19 protein-coding genes are annotated in these 14,246 nt (G+C 66.7%); 8 read left to right on the forward strand and 11 right to left on the reverse strand.

Going from position 1 to position 14,246, the window contains the following annotated elements:
- Positions 1–12: 12 nt before the first annotated feature.
- The 5 genes from ACZLZY_RS14950 to ACZLZY_RS14970 form a co-directional block, all read right to left on the reverse strand.
- Complete coding sequence (locus ACZLZY_RS14950; RefSeq protein WP_472934525.1) at positions 13–537, reverse strand: BRCT domain-containing protein; 525 nt, start codon at positions 535–537, stop codon at positions 13–15.
- A gap of 63 nt (positions 538–600) precedes the next feature.
- Positions 601–1,221, reverse strand: coding sequence for a hypothetical protein (locus tag ACZLZY_RS14955; RefSeq protein WP_472934526.1), 621 nt, complete (start codon positions 1,219–1,221; stop codon positions 601–603).
- Entirely contained in the window at positions 1,218–1,553 is a 336-nt protein-coding gene (locus ACZLZY_RS14960; RefSeq protein WP_472934527.1) for a hypothetical protein, read from the reverse strand. Before ACZLZY_RS14960 ends, ACZLZY_RS14955 begins: the two co-directional genes overlap by 4 nt.
- A 127-nt stretch (positions 1,554–1,680) precedes the next feature.
- Positions 1,681–1,929: a hypothetical protein gene (locus tag ACZLZY_RS14965; protein ID WP_472934528.1), complete on the reverse strand. Its 249-nt coding sequence runs from the start codon at positions 1,927–1,929 to the stop codon at positions 1,681–1,683.
- Between the two features lie 43 nt (positions 1,930–1,972).
- On the reverse strand, positions 1,973–2,698 hold the full coding sequence (locus ACZLZY_RS14970; protein ID WP_472934529.1) for a hypothetical protein: 726 nt from the start codon (positions 2,696–2,698) through the stop codon (positions 1,973–1,975).
- Positions 2,699–2,853: 155 nt separating this feature from the next.
- Between ACZLZY_RS14970 and ACZLZY_RS14975 the strand changes: the two genes are divergently transcribed.
- On the forward strand, positions 2,854–3,339 hold the full coding sequence (locus ACZLZY_RS14975) for a hypothetical protein (RefSeq protein WP_472934530.1): 486 nt from the start codon (positions 2,854–2,856) through the stop codon (positions 3,337–3,339).
- Here ACZLZY_RS14975 and ACZLZY_RS14980 read toward each other — a convergent pair.
- The 5 genes from ACZLZY_RS14980 to ACZLZY_RS15000 all read right to left on the reverse strand — a co-directional run bounded on the left by ACZLZY_RS14980 (position 3,327) and on the right by ACZLZY_RS15000 (position 8,901).
- Entirely contained in the window at positions 3,327–3,650 is a 324-nt protein-coding gene (locus ACZLZY_RS14980) for a DUF3307 domain-containing protein (protein WP_472934531.1), read from the reverse strand. The genes ACZLZY_RS14975 and ACZLZY_RS14980 overlap by 13 nt on opposite strands.
- Before the next feature lie 623 nt (positions 3,651–4,273).
- Positions 4,274–5,263 carry a hypothetical protein gene (locus tag ACZLZY_RS14985; RefSeq protein WP_472934532.1) on the reverse strand — a complete coding sequence of 330 codons (990 nt, stop codon included), beginning with the start codon at positions 5,261–5,263 and terminating at the stop codon, positions 4,274–4,276.
- Between the two features lie 153 nt (positions 5,264–5,416).
- Entirely contained in the window at positions 5,417–5,815 is a 399-nt protein-coding gene (locus ACZLZY_RS14990; protein ID WP_472934533.1) for a hypothetical protein, read from the reverse strand.
- Between the two features lie 77 nt (positions 5,816–5,892).
- Positions 5,893–6,303 carry a hypothetical protein gene (locus ACZLZY_RS14995; protein WP_472934534.1) on the reverse strand — a complete coding sequence of 137 codons (411 nt, stop codon included), beginning with the start codon at positions 6,301–6,303 and terminating at the stop codon, positions 5,893–5,895.
- Between the two features lie 741 nt (positions 6,304–7,044).
- Positions 7,045–8,901, reverse strand: coding sequence for a hypothetical protein (locus ACZLZY_RS15000; RefSeq protein WP_472934535.1), 1,857 nt, complete (start codon positions 8,899–8,901; stop codon positions 7,045–7,047).
- Between the two features lie 597 nt (positions 8,902–9,498).
- Here ACZLZY_RS15000 and ACZLZY_RS15005 point away from each other — a divergent pair.
- The 7 genes from ACZLZY_RS15005 (at position 9,499) to ACZLZY_RS15035 (ending at position 12,409) form a co-directional block, all read left to right on the forward strand.
- Entirely contained in the window at positions 9,499–9,861 is a 363-nt protein-coding gene (locus ACZLZY_RS15005) for a DUF6634 family protein (RefSeq protein ID WP_496253585.1), read from the forward strand.
- Positions 9,858–10,214, forward strand: coding sequence for a DUF6634 family protein (locus ACZLZY_RS15010; RefSeq protein ID WP_472934538.1), 357 nt, complete (start codon positions 9,858–9,860; stop codon positions 10,212–10,214). Before ACZLZY_RS15005 ends, ACZLZY_RS15010 begins: the two co-directional genes overlap by 4 nt.
- A 17-nt stretch (positions 10,215–10,231) precedes the next feature.
- The gene (locus ACZLZY_RS15015) at positions 10,232–10,564 is read left to right on the forward strand and encodes a hypothetical protein (RefSeq protein ID WP_472934539.1); all 333 of its coding nucleotides are present in this window, start codon (positions 10,232–10,234) and stop codon (positions 10,562–10,564) included.
- Positions 10,561–10,854, forward strand: a complete 294-nt coding sequence (locus tag ACZLZY_RS15020) for a hypothetical protein (RefSeq protein ID WP_472934540.1) — start codon at positions 10,561–10,563, stop codon at positions 10,852–10,854. Before ACZLZY_RS15015 ends, ACZLZY_RS15020 begins: the two co-directional genes overlap by 4 nt.
- Positions 10,855–10,944: 90 nt before the next feature.
- On the forward strand, positions 10,945–11,304 hold the full coding sequence (locus ACZLZY_RS15025) for a hypothetical protein (protein WP_472934541.1): 360 nt from the start codon (positions 10,945–10,947) through the stop codon (positions 11,302–11,304).
- The gene (locus tag ACZLZY_RS15030; protein ID WP_472934542.1) at positions 11,301–12,116 is read left to right on the forward strand and encodes a metallophosphoesterase; all 816 of its coding nucleotides are present in this window, start codon (positions 11,301–11,303) and stop codon (positions 12,114–12,116) included. Before ACZLZY_RS15025 ends, ACZLZY_RS15030 begins: the two co-directional genes overlap by 4 nt.
- A complete protein-coding gene (locus ACZLZY_RS15035; RefSeq protein ID WP_472934543.1) occupies positions 12,113–12,409 on the forward strand; it encodes a hypothetical protein in 297 nt (98 codons plus the stop codon). The genes ACZLZY_RS15030 and ACZLZY_RS15035 overlap by 4 nt, the downstream gene beginning before the upstream one ends.
- Here the strand turns inward: ACZLZY_RS15035 and ACZLZY_RS15040 are convergent, their stop codons facing one another.
- Positions 12,410–14,170 (reverse strand): hypothetical protein, encoded by a 1,761-nt coding sequence (locus ACZLZY_RS15040; protein WP_472934544.1) that lies wholly within the window; start codon positions 14,168–14,170, stop codon positions 12,410–12,412.
- Positions 14,171–14,246 lie beyond the last annotated feature (76 nt).

Genomic DNA, 14,246 nt, shown 5'->3' on the forward strand with positions numbered 1-14,246 from the left:
GCGCCAGAGGCTTCAAAGCCGTCGCCCGTCGAGGATCCGGTCTTCCCGGAAAGTACGTGGGAGGCTGCCTACAGATTTGTCGATTGCTTGCAGGTACCGCCGGACGCCCGCCTGGCAGGTGAGTTCCCCTGTTGCGATGACGACGACGGTCCGCTCCGAGATCACCCCGAACTCGTCGTGATAGGTCATCGCCATGCTGTACCGCTCGGACTCCGGCAACGTGTCCCAGGGCACACGCGGCGGGACGCGCGGCGTCAGGTCTGCCCGTTCGTAAACCGGGAACGCACCTGCCTCGAAGAAATCCTCGAACTCGGCCTGCGTCAGCGTGCGGACACCAAACCGGACGGCGTCCCTGATCTTCGTCGACCCGTTCGCTTGCTTGATCCGATCCGCCGCGCTGCGCCCGAGCTTGGCGACGACGAGGTAATGGGTGCTCTGCGTGACGTTGTCCGAGGGCGTCGCGCCAACGGTCGCCATCCTCCTCCCCGCTTCGTCTTTGCTGTAGCCCTCCAGCGTCCCGGTTATCGCGATCTTCATGACGGCTCCCAACGGCAACAATGCCACGAGCCTATCCGTCCTTGGCACATGCGCAAGCGCTTCTCAGCTTTGGCCCTCCAGCCACAGCGCCGACTCCGCGTCCGACACGACGTCCATGATCTCGCGCGGCGACATCTCGGGGAACAGCGTCTCAGCAAGGAACTCGCGTTTCGCCTTGCTCCCCTTCGGCGCGTTGAAGCGCGGGTCCGCCAGCAGCATGCGCATGGCTTTCCGCCGTTCGTCACGGCGCTCTTTGGCATCGGCGTCGCGGAACGCCTGGGCATCGACCGAGACGACGTCAGCGATCTCACTCAGCTCGGATCGGAAGTCGGAGACCCAGTCAGCCTCGTCGAGGACCAAATGGAAGACCCCGTCCGCGAACGCCGTCGCAGTGACCCGGCTGAGCTGACCCTCGCGCTTCTTCCACTTCCGCCCGAACGCGTTCAATCGGGCCTCGTCGACGAGCTCGCCGTCGATCTCGTCCTCGATGCTGAACAACGACTCCGAAAGGTAGACGGCGCGCGGCCGCAGGTGGCGGACCACCTCGACGAATGCGTCGGCCTCGATCTCGGCGACACGCCGATTGCCATCAATGCCTAGATCCGCGTCAACGACGAGGGCGCCGCAATCGGCCGCTGCGGCTCGAAGCTTGGCGGCGAGCGCCGTCAGTTCATCGGCCGTCATCGCAAGCTCTCCTTCTGCATGACGGCTTCGTACTGCGCGATCAGGTCGTCGTACCGTTCGACCCATCCTCGATCCCAGGCGTCCGCCAGAACCGGATGATCCGGCCTCGGGATCGGTTCGTCGTCCCCGCCCTGGGCGACGCCCGCTGACAGGTTTCCGGCATCCTCGGCTGCCTCGATCTCCTCCTGCGACACCTCCGGCCGCTCCTGCTTCCGTGCACCCGGCTCTCTGGGCGGCGGAGGCAGGCGTTCGGGCGGTGGCCAGTATTGCGGGAGCGCCGCTCGGACCGCGTCGCGCAGCGCGGCCTCCAATCCGGCTTCGACCTCGTTCATCTGCCGCCGCCAAGTGACGACCTCTGCCTCCGCCTCGGCTAGCCGGGCACGGTGCCGGGCAAGCGCCAGCTCTGGAAGTCGAGGCAGGAGTGGGGACACCCAATACGGCACCGCGCCGGCGACTTTTTTACTTCTTCGTCGCGGTCTGATGGAGGGGAGCTGACGTCTTGGCCCCGCCAACGGTCTTCGGCTTGAACGGTGCGAGGATCGCCCTGAGTTCCGACAGCCATGTCGGACCAAGGAGCGGTCGGGCCAGAGCCTCCAGCTCGACGAAGGTGACGTCACCGGAGGAGCGCGCCGCCCGCCGGCGGAACTCGGCGAGCGTCGCGGGGTCGAGGGATACTCGGGGCGGTGCCTTCGGAGGAGTCTCGGTCATGGGAAGACTCCTTCCATCCGGCGCCCGTCCGCGCAAGCCGCCGTCAGCGTCGGCCGCCGCTCGTCGCCAGCGCGCGGGCGATCTGGCGGTCGAGCTCGTGGCTGAACTCGCGCTGCGTCACGAACTTGCGGTACGACTTCTGGACGACTTCCTGGAACCGGAACTGCTTCCGGTACCGCGCCGTCTCCTGCACCTTCAGCAGCAGGATAGGGCTGCCGTCGTGCGCGCGCGGCCGCCGCCAATACCCCTTCGTCCCGTTGATCTCGCCGAAGAAGACGCCGCCCTTCCTGCCGTAACGCTTGCCCGTGGCGCGAGCGGCCTTCCGCGCTGCCTTCTCGGCCTTGTTCGTCGCCGCCAACTTCCGCGACGCCCCGCGCGGCACGCCGCCGTAGCGATCCGGTTTGATGGCGTACGTGAAGAGGTCGTGCCGGCCGGACCCGCCGTCCTCGCCCGTCTTTCGGACGCCGCCGACGATCTGGCGGTAGAGGTAGCTCCCGGCCGGCTCCTTGATTGCGACCGACATCGTCGCGGCCCCGGCGTCGCCGATGCGGGCCTTCCGGACGACGAAGGCCTGGAGGGTCATTGGCTTCGGGCGGTCGCAGACCTGAACGGCGTGCTCGTCGAGGGCGACCTTCGCCTCCCAAGCCGCCCGGTTCATGACGGCGGCGGCAGCGCGGGGGATGGCCTTCCGGCCGATGGCGTTCATGTCACGGGCGAAGGCGGCGTAGTCGATCGACAGGCCGAAGCCGAGGGCAGGGGGCGTGGGCATGCTGGGCACCGTGAACAGAGGAGTCTCCTCAGGGTGAGACTGCTCCTGCAAGATGCGAGGCGGCAGGCGTCTCGACACCAAAAATCGAGCTTGACCATACCCATTCATTAGGGGTACGAATGGTAAATTCATCCCCGATGAGCCGAGGTATACCCGTGACTTTTTCCGATGATTTGATCCGTCGTGCTGGCGATAATCCATCTTTCCTCAAAGTGCTGGAGATTGCAGCGCGATCGTCAGTTCAAGCATCGGCGCTCGACTGTGTCGCCAAAAACAAGAAACCTGTCGTTGCGTTGTCAAAGCTGATGATCGACGAGATCGGTCCGGAGGTGGCGACCGACGATCTCCTGAAGCAATTTGCCGGCCGCGCTATGGCCGAGGTCATGGAAGGGCCTTTCGGCTGCTCTCGTCGAGCCACGGGCAACAGGACGATCTACGGCGATCCGGTCTTCGGGTCGGGAACGGCCTACACGCTTCCTACGACGTCGATGCCAGACGCGAGCACCGGGAAGGACTTGCCTGCGATCACTGCGGTTCTAATGTCCGTCTTGACGACCGCGCAGATCGAAGCGCTGGTCGCGTTGCTGTCATCAGAGATGGCAACGAGAAAGGCGCATGCGAAGGCACATCAGACAAGTTGAGTCAGCGCGGCGACCCACGCCACCTTGCACACGATGTGCAGCGCCTGATCGACGTCGTAGCTAATCCGGCCCCGGCACTTCAGATCGTCGATCACCGCGTGGGCCGCGAGCTCGGCGAGGCCCAGCGCGAGGCTGCCCGTCACGAGACCGACGGCGCCGGCATGAATGGCCGCGTGCGCACCGAGGGCTAAGTACCAGGGCACTCCCGGGAGCGGCGCGCAGCGCGACTTCGCGCGGGACAGGAAGTCGCCCTGAAGGGGGTAGTCCGCCAAGGCATGCGCGGCGACGAGGAGGGCGAAGGTCTCTAGCACAGCGGAGCCGCGTTGAACGCGAGGTAGACGATGGTGCCGAGGGGCTATACGAGACCGAACCCGATGACGACGGTCCAGAACACGGTGATGGCAATGCCGGCGGCGATGTTGAGGATCAGCTCGATGGTGTCGTCGGCCAAGTCAGTAGATCCCGAAGCCGGGGCCGCGACGGACGCGACCGAGGGGGCGACCCTGCACGTCGAGCAGCCCGCTCATCTCGCGGTCGTCGGTCACCCTTCGACGGACATGGACGATGGGCGGACGGGGTCATACCAAGCCCACGGGTTTCCGTTCTCGTTGAAGTCGTACCAGGAGCGCGGGGCGCCGCGGCGATCGACGACCTTCACTGCTCCCAGTCTTCCCACTCGGCGACAACGGGCTGCACCTTGAGGTCGCCGCGCGCCGTCGCCCACGAGTCGCCGTTGTCGAGGAAAAACTGGCCGTAGTCGTTCTTGAAGCGAAGCCCGCCATCGTGCGCGCGTTGGCGTACTCGAGTTCGGCGGTCAGGCGGGTGAACTCGTCGCGTCGGGCGACGAAGTCAGCGTACTCGCCCTGCTTCAGCGGGACGAACACGGGAGCGCCTTCGGAGGCGCTAGCGTCGTGGACGGTCGACGGGGCGGACATCAGATCCGCGCCCTGACTGCGCGACGGAAGGCTGCGACGTCGGCAACGGGGTCCACGCTTGTGGCCGCGAACTCACCGACATCGACCTGCACCAGGCGAACGTTCACCAGCGGCTCCGTGAGCGTCGGTAGGTGGATCTCCGAGAGGATCCGACGCACGAGGTCGGCTGACCCGGCCCCGGTGACGGTCAGCGTCAGCGCTGGGTACTCGGTGCTGCGCACAGCCCGGATGTCGAGCGAACAGGTGTCGCGCTGCACGTCGACCGCCGCAACCAGCACATCGATGTCCAGCTCCGGCTCTACCGGGCCGCCATCATCCTGCGTGCTGTCGGACACGTCCGACGCCGTGCCGCACGAGCGACGCCAGAATGCGTCGACCGGAAACGTGGCGATCGCCGCGTCGAGCGATGCGAGACCCTCGGACGTCGTCCGCAGCGTTATGACGCCCGACTTCAAGAAGACCCGCCCAACGACGGGGAAGGACTCGAGCTGAGCGATCGCGAACTCGCCTTTGCGCTTGGCGGCGAGCAAGTCGGCGTACTCGGAGTTCGGGATCCGGATCGTGTCGCCAACGATCTCGGCCGCCTTCTCCTCGGCAACGAGCGCCCAGGCAACAGCCGAGCGGCGTCGCGCCTCCTCGACGGTCACCAGGTCGGCGGTGCACCGGGCCTTGCTGGCTTTCAGCGAGGCAACGAGAGTTTCGGCGAACGCCTTGCGTCGCTTCAGCTCCGCGATGGACGGTACCGCCTCGTCATCGGCCTCAGCGGCGGAGCCGAGCGACCCGCCGACGACCGGACCCTCGCGCAGCCCTTCGTCCTCGTTCTTGTCGTCGACGTCGCCGACGTTGGCTTCCCACTCTTCGTTCACCGCCTCGATCACGGCCTCGGCGTCGGTGCGAGCGCCCTCCATCGCCTGGCCGACGAGATCCTGCAAAGACGGGACGACGTACGGCCTGTAGCCATCGACCGCGTCCTCGGGCGTGTACGACACGATGGTCGTGATGCGGCTGTCGCCGTGGACCGTGTACGCGACGAATTTGACCGTCGCGCACCGTCGGCCGTGGTCGCCACCGTGGGCGCGCCAAGGCTGTAGGACCCTCGTGGATCTGCTTGCGGACCATCGCCGCTTGCGCAGCGTCGAGGATCAGCCCCGTGTCGACCACGTACTCGTCCTGCTTGATCTTCTTCTTCGGCATGTTGGCTCCTCCTCTATCGCGGTGAGCCGCTCAACGACCTGCGTCTCGATGATGTCGAGACGACGGGCGAACTCCTGGATGAGGGTCAGCAGGCCCGACGTGATGCCGGGCATCTCCTCGTCGCGTCCCGTCGACACGAGCCATTCGCCGACCGACTCCGTCATGCCCGGCCCGCCGAAGTCACCGTAGATCGACTCACGCAGGTCGATGAGGATGTCGAGGATCGACAACAGGCCGTTCCCGCCACCCGCCGCCAGCAGGACCTCAACCGCGCGCTGCATGCCGGCGTCGCCGAAGACGATCGAGTTTCCGTGGGTGACAGCGCGCAGGTCGGTGAACGTGGCCACGGTGCAACTTTCCATTCTCGCGGTGATCGAGGACACGATCGCCGGAAGAACGAAGTCACAGGGGCGTATCAAGGATTCTAGGACTCGAGCTCCGTCACTCGTCGGACTCCGCCTGTCGGCGGCTGCTCCCAGTAGCGCGTTTCGATATCGGCCTTCCGGCGTCGAGACTTCGGCTCATCCGGAAGCGTGTAAAAAGTAAGCCGGGAATAGGACTCGGCAGGATCGAAGCCCGATTTGACGAGGGCCTTGTACGCCACGGTCATGAGTTGGACGTAGACAGTCGCGGCCGGGCAGTCCGGCTTGTCGCGCGCCGTAGCGGCGAGCTTGCGTACAGCTACCGCAAGGCTTTGGACGACGGCACGGGTCTCCGGCGCGCCTTTGGACTTCCGCGTGCCGTCGTCGGCAACTTTCGCCTTCGCTTTGAGCCGTTCTCTGTAGCGCCGCATCTGCTCGGCGTGCCGCGCATTCACCGTCCGCCTCGTCGCCATCGTCTGCCTCCTCCCGTCACCTCGTGATGATGGGGGGGAGGCGTGCAAGGGACGATCAGCCCTTTGTAGCAAGCCGCTCCGGTGTCAGCACCTTCGGCTCGAGCGTCCCCGGCCCGGCACCGCGCGCGGACAGTCACGGCGGTGGCGAAGCGCCCAGGGAACGCTTTATGGACGGCACGCTGGATCTCGTCTCCACCCGGTCCGCCGACAGCAAGCAGAAGGATGCAGTGTCCGCCAGCGCCTCTCGGATCGCGGCGTCGCTTGCTTCCGGACGGCCGGACTCCTTCGTGGCACGAGCGCGCTCCCGCTGCCGCCTTTTGTTCACCCGGTCGTATGCCGTGCGGTCCTCGCCGGATAACTGGCGGACGGTCTTCGGACCCTTCGCCCTCGCTGCGGCGCGGCTCGGTAAAGTGCCGCGAGGGCCGCGGTCTGGACGTCGGTCTGGTTGTGGTCGGTCATGCTGATCTCCCTCATTCAGACACCAAGCGTGCGGCGCCCGCGGACATGGCGCAGCATGCTGTCGGACATGTCCGCCATGAAAAAAAAGGAGGCCGAAGCCTCCCAAAAATTCAGACCGTCCCGACCGGGGACTAGACGATCGTGGGCGCGTTCGCTGCATCAGTCAAAGGGCGAAGTCACATACTCGAACGGCTCCGGTGAGCAGTGGTCCCCGGGGGCGCTCGCGAACGGGTCGGCATGCCGTGAAGCTGGTCGTCATCGTGGTGGTCTCCTGCATGGGGCTCATCCTGCCTTCCGTGCTGCATCCCGCAACGCCTTCGAGGTCTGACCCGACTGGACGAGGAGAGCCTTCGCAAGGTTCGTCAGGAGAGCCGTGGCGCGTTCCTTATCGCTGTGCTGGAGGAAGTCGGGCTTGCGGAACGGACGACCCCAAGGGGCAGCGGGAGAGGCCACCGTGGTGCGTGTGACGGGAAAGGCGGGGGGAAGTGCCGGAGTCGTCTCGACATGCGCCGTGCGGGCCTCGGCAGGGGCCGTCTCGGAGTGGACGAAGTATGTCGTGGAGTCGGGCATGGGGGAGACCTTTGGATTGATCATGAAGAGCGGCTTGGAGGATGGGACGGGGCGGGTCGAAACCGGGGCCTTGGCCTTGGAGCGAGGACGCCGGGGCGACGGGTCATGGTAAGGATTCGATGAGTCTCCAGCGAAGCGGTGGGTAGGCCGGGAGGGGGAGGGGAGGCCCAGCCGGGTATGGGGAACGAATTCAGACGAACCCGTTGTTTTCGCCCGAGATTTCATGGCGGCAGAAATGCCTCGCAGGGTGTCACCTAGCACGTCGTCCATGACGCCCCGGACGTGGCCTTCCTGCCGCTCCGGGATCATGAACGAGTCGAATATCTGGAGGGCCGGAATGCCTTCCTTGAGGACCAGACGGTCGATGACCTTCACGGCCACGTCCGAGTCGATACGCTGGAACCGGACGCCCATGTCTGCTCCGAGCATGTGCTTGACCGGGGCATGCGCCTTCTCGATCGCTCGGACCATCGCGCGCGCCGAGTTCCAGTCCGGCTTCTCGGGGATGCCGATGCGGCCGTCCTCGCGCATGAGCATGGCGGCGATGGTGGCGATCACGCTGTGGGAGGCGTTGACGAGAATGAGGAAGCCCAGCTTGAGCCTGTCCCTTCTCGTCTTTGGATCAATCTCCTCGCCCCATGCGACGTCAGTATACGGGTCGTAGCTGTCCGGCAGGATGATGCCTGCATGGGCATAGAGCAGCCTGGCGTGGAGCGCGGCGAAGTCGGGTTCGGCCACCTTCTCGCCGCACAAGATCACGCCCGCCCGCAGGTGCGCGGGTACGCCCTGCATGCCGTCGCCGTACATCCGGCCGCCAAGCTGGAGGTTCCCCGAGAAGCTGCGGTAGGAGTGGATCATCCGGGTGTCGATTGTATGCGTTACTTCCTTCCCGTCGCGCACCCCCTTGAAGTCGAGCAGGTGGCCCCTCCGCTCGCCAGCGTCGAGGACTACGTCGAAGGATGACCTCGCCTCGTTGGCGCGCTCCATCCAGCGGGACATGCGCCGCAGCGCGTCCGTGTCCGGAAGCATGATCTGCTCCTTGGTCTCCCGGTTGCGGAGCCGGACGAGCAACCGCGGACACACGACGATGGAGGACTCGGGGATCGTGAAGGTGCGGAGGGCGGGACCGGCCGCGAACGAGCTCTGCCACCCGGTCGCCCCGGACTTCGTGTCGGCCTTTTGCCCATCGACGAGGATGCCGACCTCGAGCAAGGCGTCGACCGAGGTGACGACGCTTTCGTATCCGTAGTCGAGGCTGTCCATCCACGGCGATTGTGCTGCGTACCACTTCTGCGAACGCGAGTAGGACGTCCGGCGGTCCCGGCCTTGTGCCTCCAAGGCCACATCACACACGATGGTCGCCATGGCCCGCGCCTGCATGGCGGTCTTCGGCTTCGGGAGGTCGGGGAGCTGCTCGGCGACCGCTTCCCACGAGCAGGCGTGGCGCCCGCCTAGGGGCCTGTCACGCGCCACGACTCCGGCGGGCATCCGGAAGTGCTTAGTCGACGCCTTGCGCCCAAGGGGCATCTGGGGCGGCTTCTCGGAATTCGGGCTTTGGATCGATGACATCGCTGGTCCTGCTCGGTCGTCGTGGGTCTGATCGCCGCTCCCGATCTCCGCCGGGTGAGGTGTCACGACCATGGTTCGGCGCCGGCGGGACTGACACAAGGAATTCCTCGGTCCGTGACCGATTCCCTTCAAGGAGCCATTAACCCTGCCGGCGCCGTTCGCCGGCGGGCCCTTGGCGCCGCGCCGTCAGCCGGCTACCTGTAAGCCTCAACTGGAGTCACTCTCATGCGCAAGGACACCTTCTCGATACGCACCTGACGCCCCCGTCAGTCCGCCGCCGCAATCATGCGGTGACGACCGTATCCCGAGGAGATCTCCTATGCCGCCACGCCCGCTCCACGCGCCACGTCGCAAGATCGACGTCCGCGCACTCGCTGCCGCAACACGCGTTCACGGCGCCGAGGACGCCGCGCCAGCCCCGCCCTCTCTCGATGGCCTGCCGACGCTCCGCCTCTGGTCCCTCTCGTCGCTCGGCGGCGTGAGCGTGATGGGCGTCGCCGAGAACGGCAGCGTGCAGTCCGTTCAAGTTGTCGCGTACGGTTCGGACGGCACCTGGGCGCGTTGCCCGGACGGACAGTACCTGCGTCTTGAACATCCTTGGCTGCTGCCACTGGCGACCGGAGCGCGTCGATGAGCGGTCGAAACCTGACGCCCGACGAACTTGCCGAGGTGCGGCGCGCGCTCCGGCTTTACGAAGCGTTGGTTGCCGACCTGCGTGCGCTCGAATCCAACGGATGGCCTTTGCTGGAGGACCTGCCGGATGCTCCGATGCTCGACGACTGGCGGCTGCGCCTGACGCCCGTCACCTGTTTCCACGGTGAGGTGTCCGGGCATCCGCTGATCTTCGACGGCGCCATCGAGACCACGCCTCTCATCACCTCGGCGAAGGGCAATCGGACGGACGTCGCGCGGACGCAGTCGCGGTGGTACCGCCTCGGAACCCGGAGAGCATCGCAATGAGCCGCATTCCCATGACCGACCGCGAGCGCTCCGACGTCGAGACGACGGTGGCGCTCTATGCGCGCGTCGTCGACGACCTGCGCGACGTCCTCGCGCACGACTGGCCGTCCCCGGAGAGCCTGCCGGACGCGCCCGTGCTCAAGGATTGGATCCTGTCGCAGCGCAGCTCCCCGAACCTCGAGGGTTTCCCCACCGGGCATCCGCTTCTCGACGGCTGGACTCATACCAGCATCTTGCATGCGCTCTCCGTTCGGGCCGGCGTGGCCCGCACGCAGAGCCGCTGGTACCGCCTCGGATCGCCGATGGTCCGCATGATCGACGACGGCATGCTGCCGACGAGCAAGGTCCGCTGATGCCGAAGCCCTGGCCGATGACCGAAGACCACCAGGCGGAGCTCATCGAGCACGCCCGTCGGCACGAAGCCCTCGGCGCCGCGCTGCGCGAGCTGGCGACCTTGCGCCGGCCGGCGGACGACAGCCTTAGGGCGGCGCCCGTGCTGCATGGCTGGCGCTGGACGTCGGAGTACGTGCCGTCGTTGCGCGGCACGTGGCGGCGCGACGGCGAGCGCGGCCAGTTTAACGCCGACGTCGGCACCGTTTACGCGCACATGCCCGACATGTCGGCGGTATTGACGCTCCGCGGATGGCTCGCGATGGGCGCTCCAGACGACGTGCGGTCGCCGACGACGGGGGTGGTCCAGTGATCCGCGTCGCGCTGCACCCCGAAGCTCTGCGCGAGCGCGCCGATGAGTTCGAGGTCATCGCGCGGCGGCTGCGCGCTGCGGCCGACGGACACTGGCGGGACCCCGCTGAGTCCGCGCTTCTCGATAACTGGGCCATCGCGTTCCGGCCCGTCGAGGCGCTGGCCGGCACGCGGGTCGCGTCAGGGAATTTTCACCTCAGCTCCCCGCTTCTCGTGATCGACGAGGAACGGGGCGTCGCGATGTCGATGCACCAGGTCTACCGCCCTGGGAAAGCCAAGCAGCCCTCATGACCACCATAGGACCCCGCCCACGCATGCACTGACGGCACCCGGCCTCATCCGGCGGGTGCAACGACAACCCCACCCATGGAGGCCATTTTCATGTCCAATATCACCAAGCGCGACCTGCGCGAATCCTTCCCAAACATGCTCCGCAGCGCGTTCGACGTGTCGCCTCCGGAGGGCTGGGTTCCGCTGGTCGAGCGCCTCCTTCGCCGCATTGAGGAGAAGCTCGAGCCTGCGGAGCTGGAGGCTTTCAAGGTCTCGCAGATCAAGGAGAAATTCGGCCTCCGCGTCTACCACAACGGCGGCAGCCTCGACGTCGACGCGCTCGTCGACGGGGCCGAGGAAGAGGCCCAGCGCACCTGCCAGATCTGCGGCCAGCGGGGCCGTCCGGTGAACGTCGACGGCTGGTACGCCGTGCTGTGCGAGGACGACGAGGCGAAGGAGCGCGCGCGTTGAGGCTCTGGGTGATCAGCGACCTCCACCTGGGCCGGCACGAGGACGATATCGACCTCGACATCCCGGACGCCGACGTCTGCGTGTGCGCCGGCGATCTCTACCAGCCGCTCCTCGGATCCCTGCGGCTGCTCGGCGCCCGCGTGGCCCACCGCATGCCCGTCGTATTCGTTGCGGGGAACCACGAGTTCTACGGCGACGGGTTCGTCCGCGCGCGGGCGCAGGCGAAGGCCGACCCGGTGCCGGGCGTCCACTTCCTCGACGACGACGCCGTCGTGATCGACGGCGTGCGTTTCGTCGGCGCGACCCTCTGGACCAACTACGCGCTATACGCCGGCGGCCTGTCGCCGAAGTGTGCCGATGTCGAGATCGCGAATGCCATGGAAGTGGCGGGGCGCCTGATCAACGACCACCGCCGCGTCTTCGTCGGCGGCGACGGGGCGAGGCGACCGTGGTCTCCCTCAGACGCCCGACGGGTTCATCAGCGCTCGCGCGCGTTCATCGAAGCCGCGCTCGCGCAGCCGTTCGACGGCGCGACGGTCGTCGTGACGCACCATGCGCCGCATCCGGGGAGCATCGCTGCGCAGTACCGCGAGAGCGTGCTCAATCCCGGCTTCGCATCGGACATGTCCGACGTCGTCGAAACCGGGCGTCCGGACCTGTGGATCCACGGGCACGTGCACACGGCGTGCGACCACGTCGTCGGCGACACGCGCATCGTCTGCAATCCTCGCGGCTACCGTCACGAGCACAGCGGCTGGGACCCACGCCTCATCGTCGACGTCGAGTCTCGCGCACGGGGAGTCTCCGCGTGAGCGCCGACGACCAAGAGCCGCCACCGCCGCGAGAGGAGTCTCCCGAAGACGGAGACTCCCTTGAAGCCCGGCGCGCCCGCAACCGGATCAAGTTGGACGCCGCCCGGGAGCGGGCGCGCCAGACGATCGAGGCATCGCGCGAACGGCGGCAGCGCCGGATCGAAGGGCTGGGATGGGAGTACGAGGCTGCCCACCTTCTCGTCGCCGAGCGCGCAGCGGGGCGGGTGAGCAATGCGATGTCGATCGAGGAGGCCACCGGGATGCTCGACGCCTTCGATGCGACGAAGCACTGATCACCCTTCCTCGTTTCGAAGGGCTGCGGTCTGTGCCGCCCCTCGTTCGTCGAAACCCTCCTCACCGGACACGACGCCGAGCCGCTTCAAATTGATGCTCGCGTCGGACCTATCGACGGCGGCAGCCTTCGAGGCCAGCGCCGCAGCCGCCCGCTCTGCCGCCCGGCGGGAGACCATTCGCTTAGGCGCCGTCGCTCGGTTCAGAGGGCTCCGCATGCGCGCATGGCGCTTTGCCCGTAGTACCTCGTATTCCGTCAGCACCGCCTCGGACCAAGCCGAGAGGCCCGCGAACTTCAAAGTGAGCCGCTGAGATTTGTTGTAGTGGTCTCGAGTGACGGTCGACTCCTTGGCATCCGGATCCCGGTCGCCGTCGTTCGCGTGGTCGAGGATCGCCGAAGCCGCCGACGCCGGAAGGCTCGTGTGCGAGGCGAGGTGGGTCGCAAGGGCATCGCGCAGCTCGTGCAGCGTGAAATGCGGCAAACCTGCCGCCGCCAGCAAGTCGTCACCAACCTTCTTCCCATCCTTCACTCCGCGTAGGCGACCCAAGAGGCTGTTCAAAATCGTGTCGCCGACGGGACGGTCAGCATGCTCGTCTTTGCCCTTCACCTTCGTTCTGGACGACGCGAAGACCCAGGCGCTGTCGGGGCGGCGGTGCGGGTCCCGCAAGGCACGTCCGAGGGTTCGGTCATAGACGGCGGGAGGGATGGCGAGACTGAAGTGGCGCCCGCCCTTCATGTCGCGCGGGACCCATGACACGTCGTACCAGCCGTCCGTAGTGACGCGGTCGTCGACGCGGGAGATCGTTGCCTGGTAGGCGGCGTGCGTGCGCTGCGCGGTAAGCGCCACCCACCAGAGCGCCGCCATGGCGATCTCACTGGTCTCCAGCGCGATCTTGCGCCCCGGGGCGACGCGGTGTTCCTCCGCGAGGTCCAAGAGCAGGGCGACCTCCTGCGCCGTCAACGGCCGGCCGCCCGGCTTGCCCTCCATCGCGTCCATCTCGGCTTGCGAGGCGTAGGCCTCGTAATGCAGTTCGACCCACCACGGCAGCACGTCGTCCAGCCCGGCGCCCGAATGGCGCTCCTTGGCCCATGTCATCGCCGACTTGATGTAGGTGACCAGCTTGCGCTGGCGGCTCTTGGCTCCCGCCCGCCACCAGACGTCGCGGATAGCCTCGATGTCTCGCTTTCGCAGGTCACGGGCAAGCTTCTCGTCCAAGGCCGCGACGACGTCGGGATGACGCATGATGGCACGGGTGTCCCGGATCGCTTGTGGCTTCTCCGGTTTTACGGACCCATTCCGCCGGATCGACGGCATCGAGACCTTCTCGGCGAGGTATCGTTCAGCTAGGACGGCGAAGGTCCAGGCGCCGTTCTCGCGGGCCAGAACGGATTCACCCGTCGCCGCAGCTTCATCGTGCGACTTCCCCTCCATTCGCACCGCGATGTAGCCGTCGACGTCCTTGCCTACCTTCATGAGCTCGCGAACGTTCGCCGCGAGCTCGGAGGCGTCGGTGCAGGTGTAGAGGAGACCCTTTTCCCTCTTCTTGCTTGTCACGTCGGGATTGCCGACCCCGGCAAGGCGTTTGAATTTCCCATCCCACCGCAGGTACCACCCGACGCTCTTTCCGGAGACGCGGATCGTCAGCCCGACTTCCGCCGGGTCGCGCAGGATCAAGGCCGCGTTCGAGGCATGGCGCCCGTCGGCTTCGGCGAGTGCGCGCTTCAGGGCGTTCGGTCCGAATCGGACCTCCTCAGTGGGCATCGGGATAGCCTCGGGGTGGATATGCCATATCCAGTGCATATCCACCGCCCATGAGACATTCCAGTCGAGCGGGCTG

The organism is Mesocryomonas lacus (assembly GCF_055730135.2).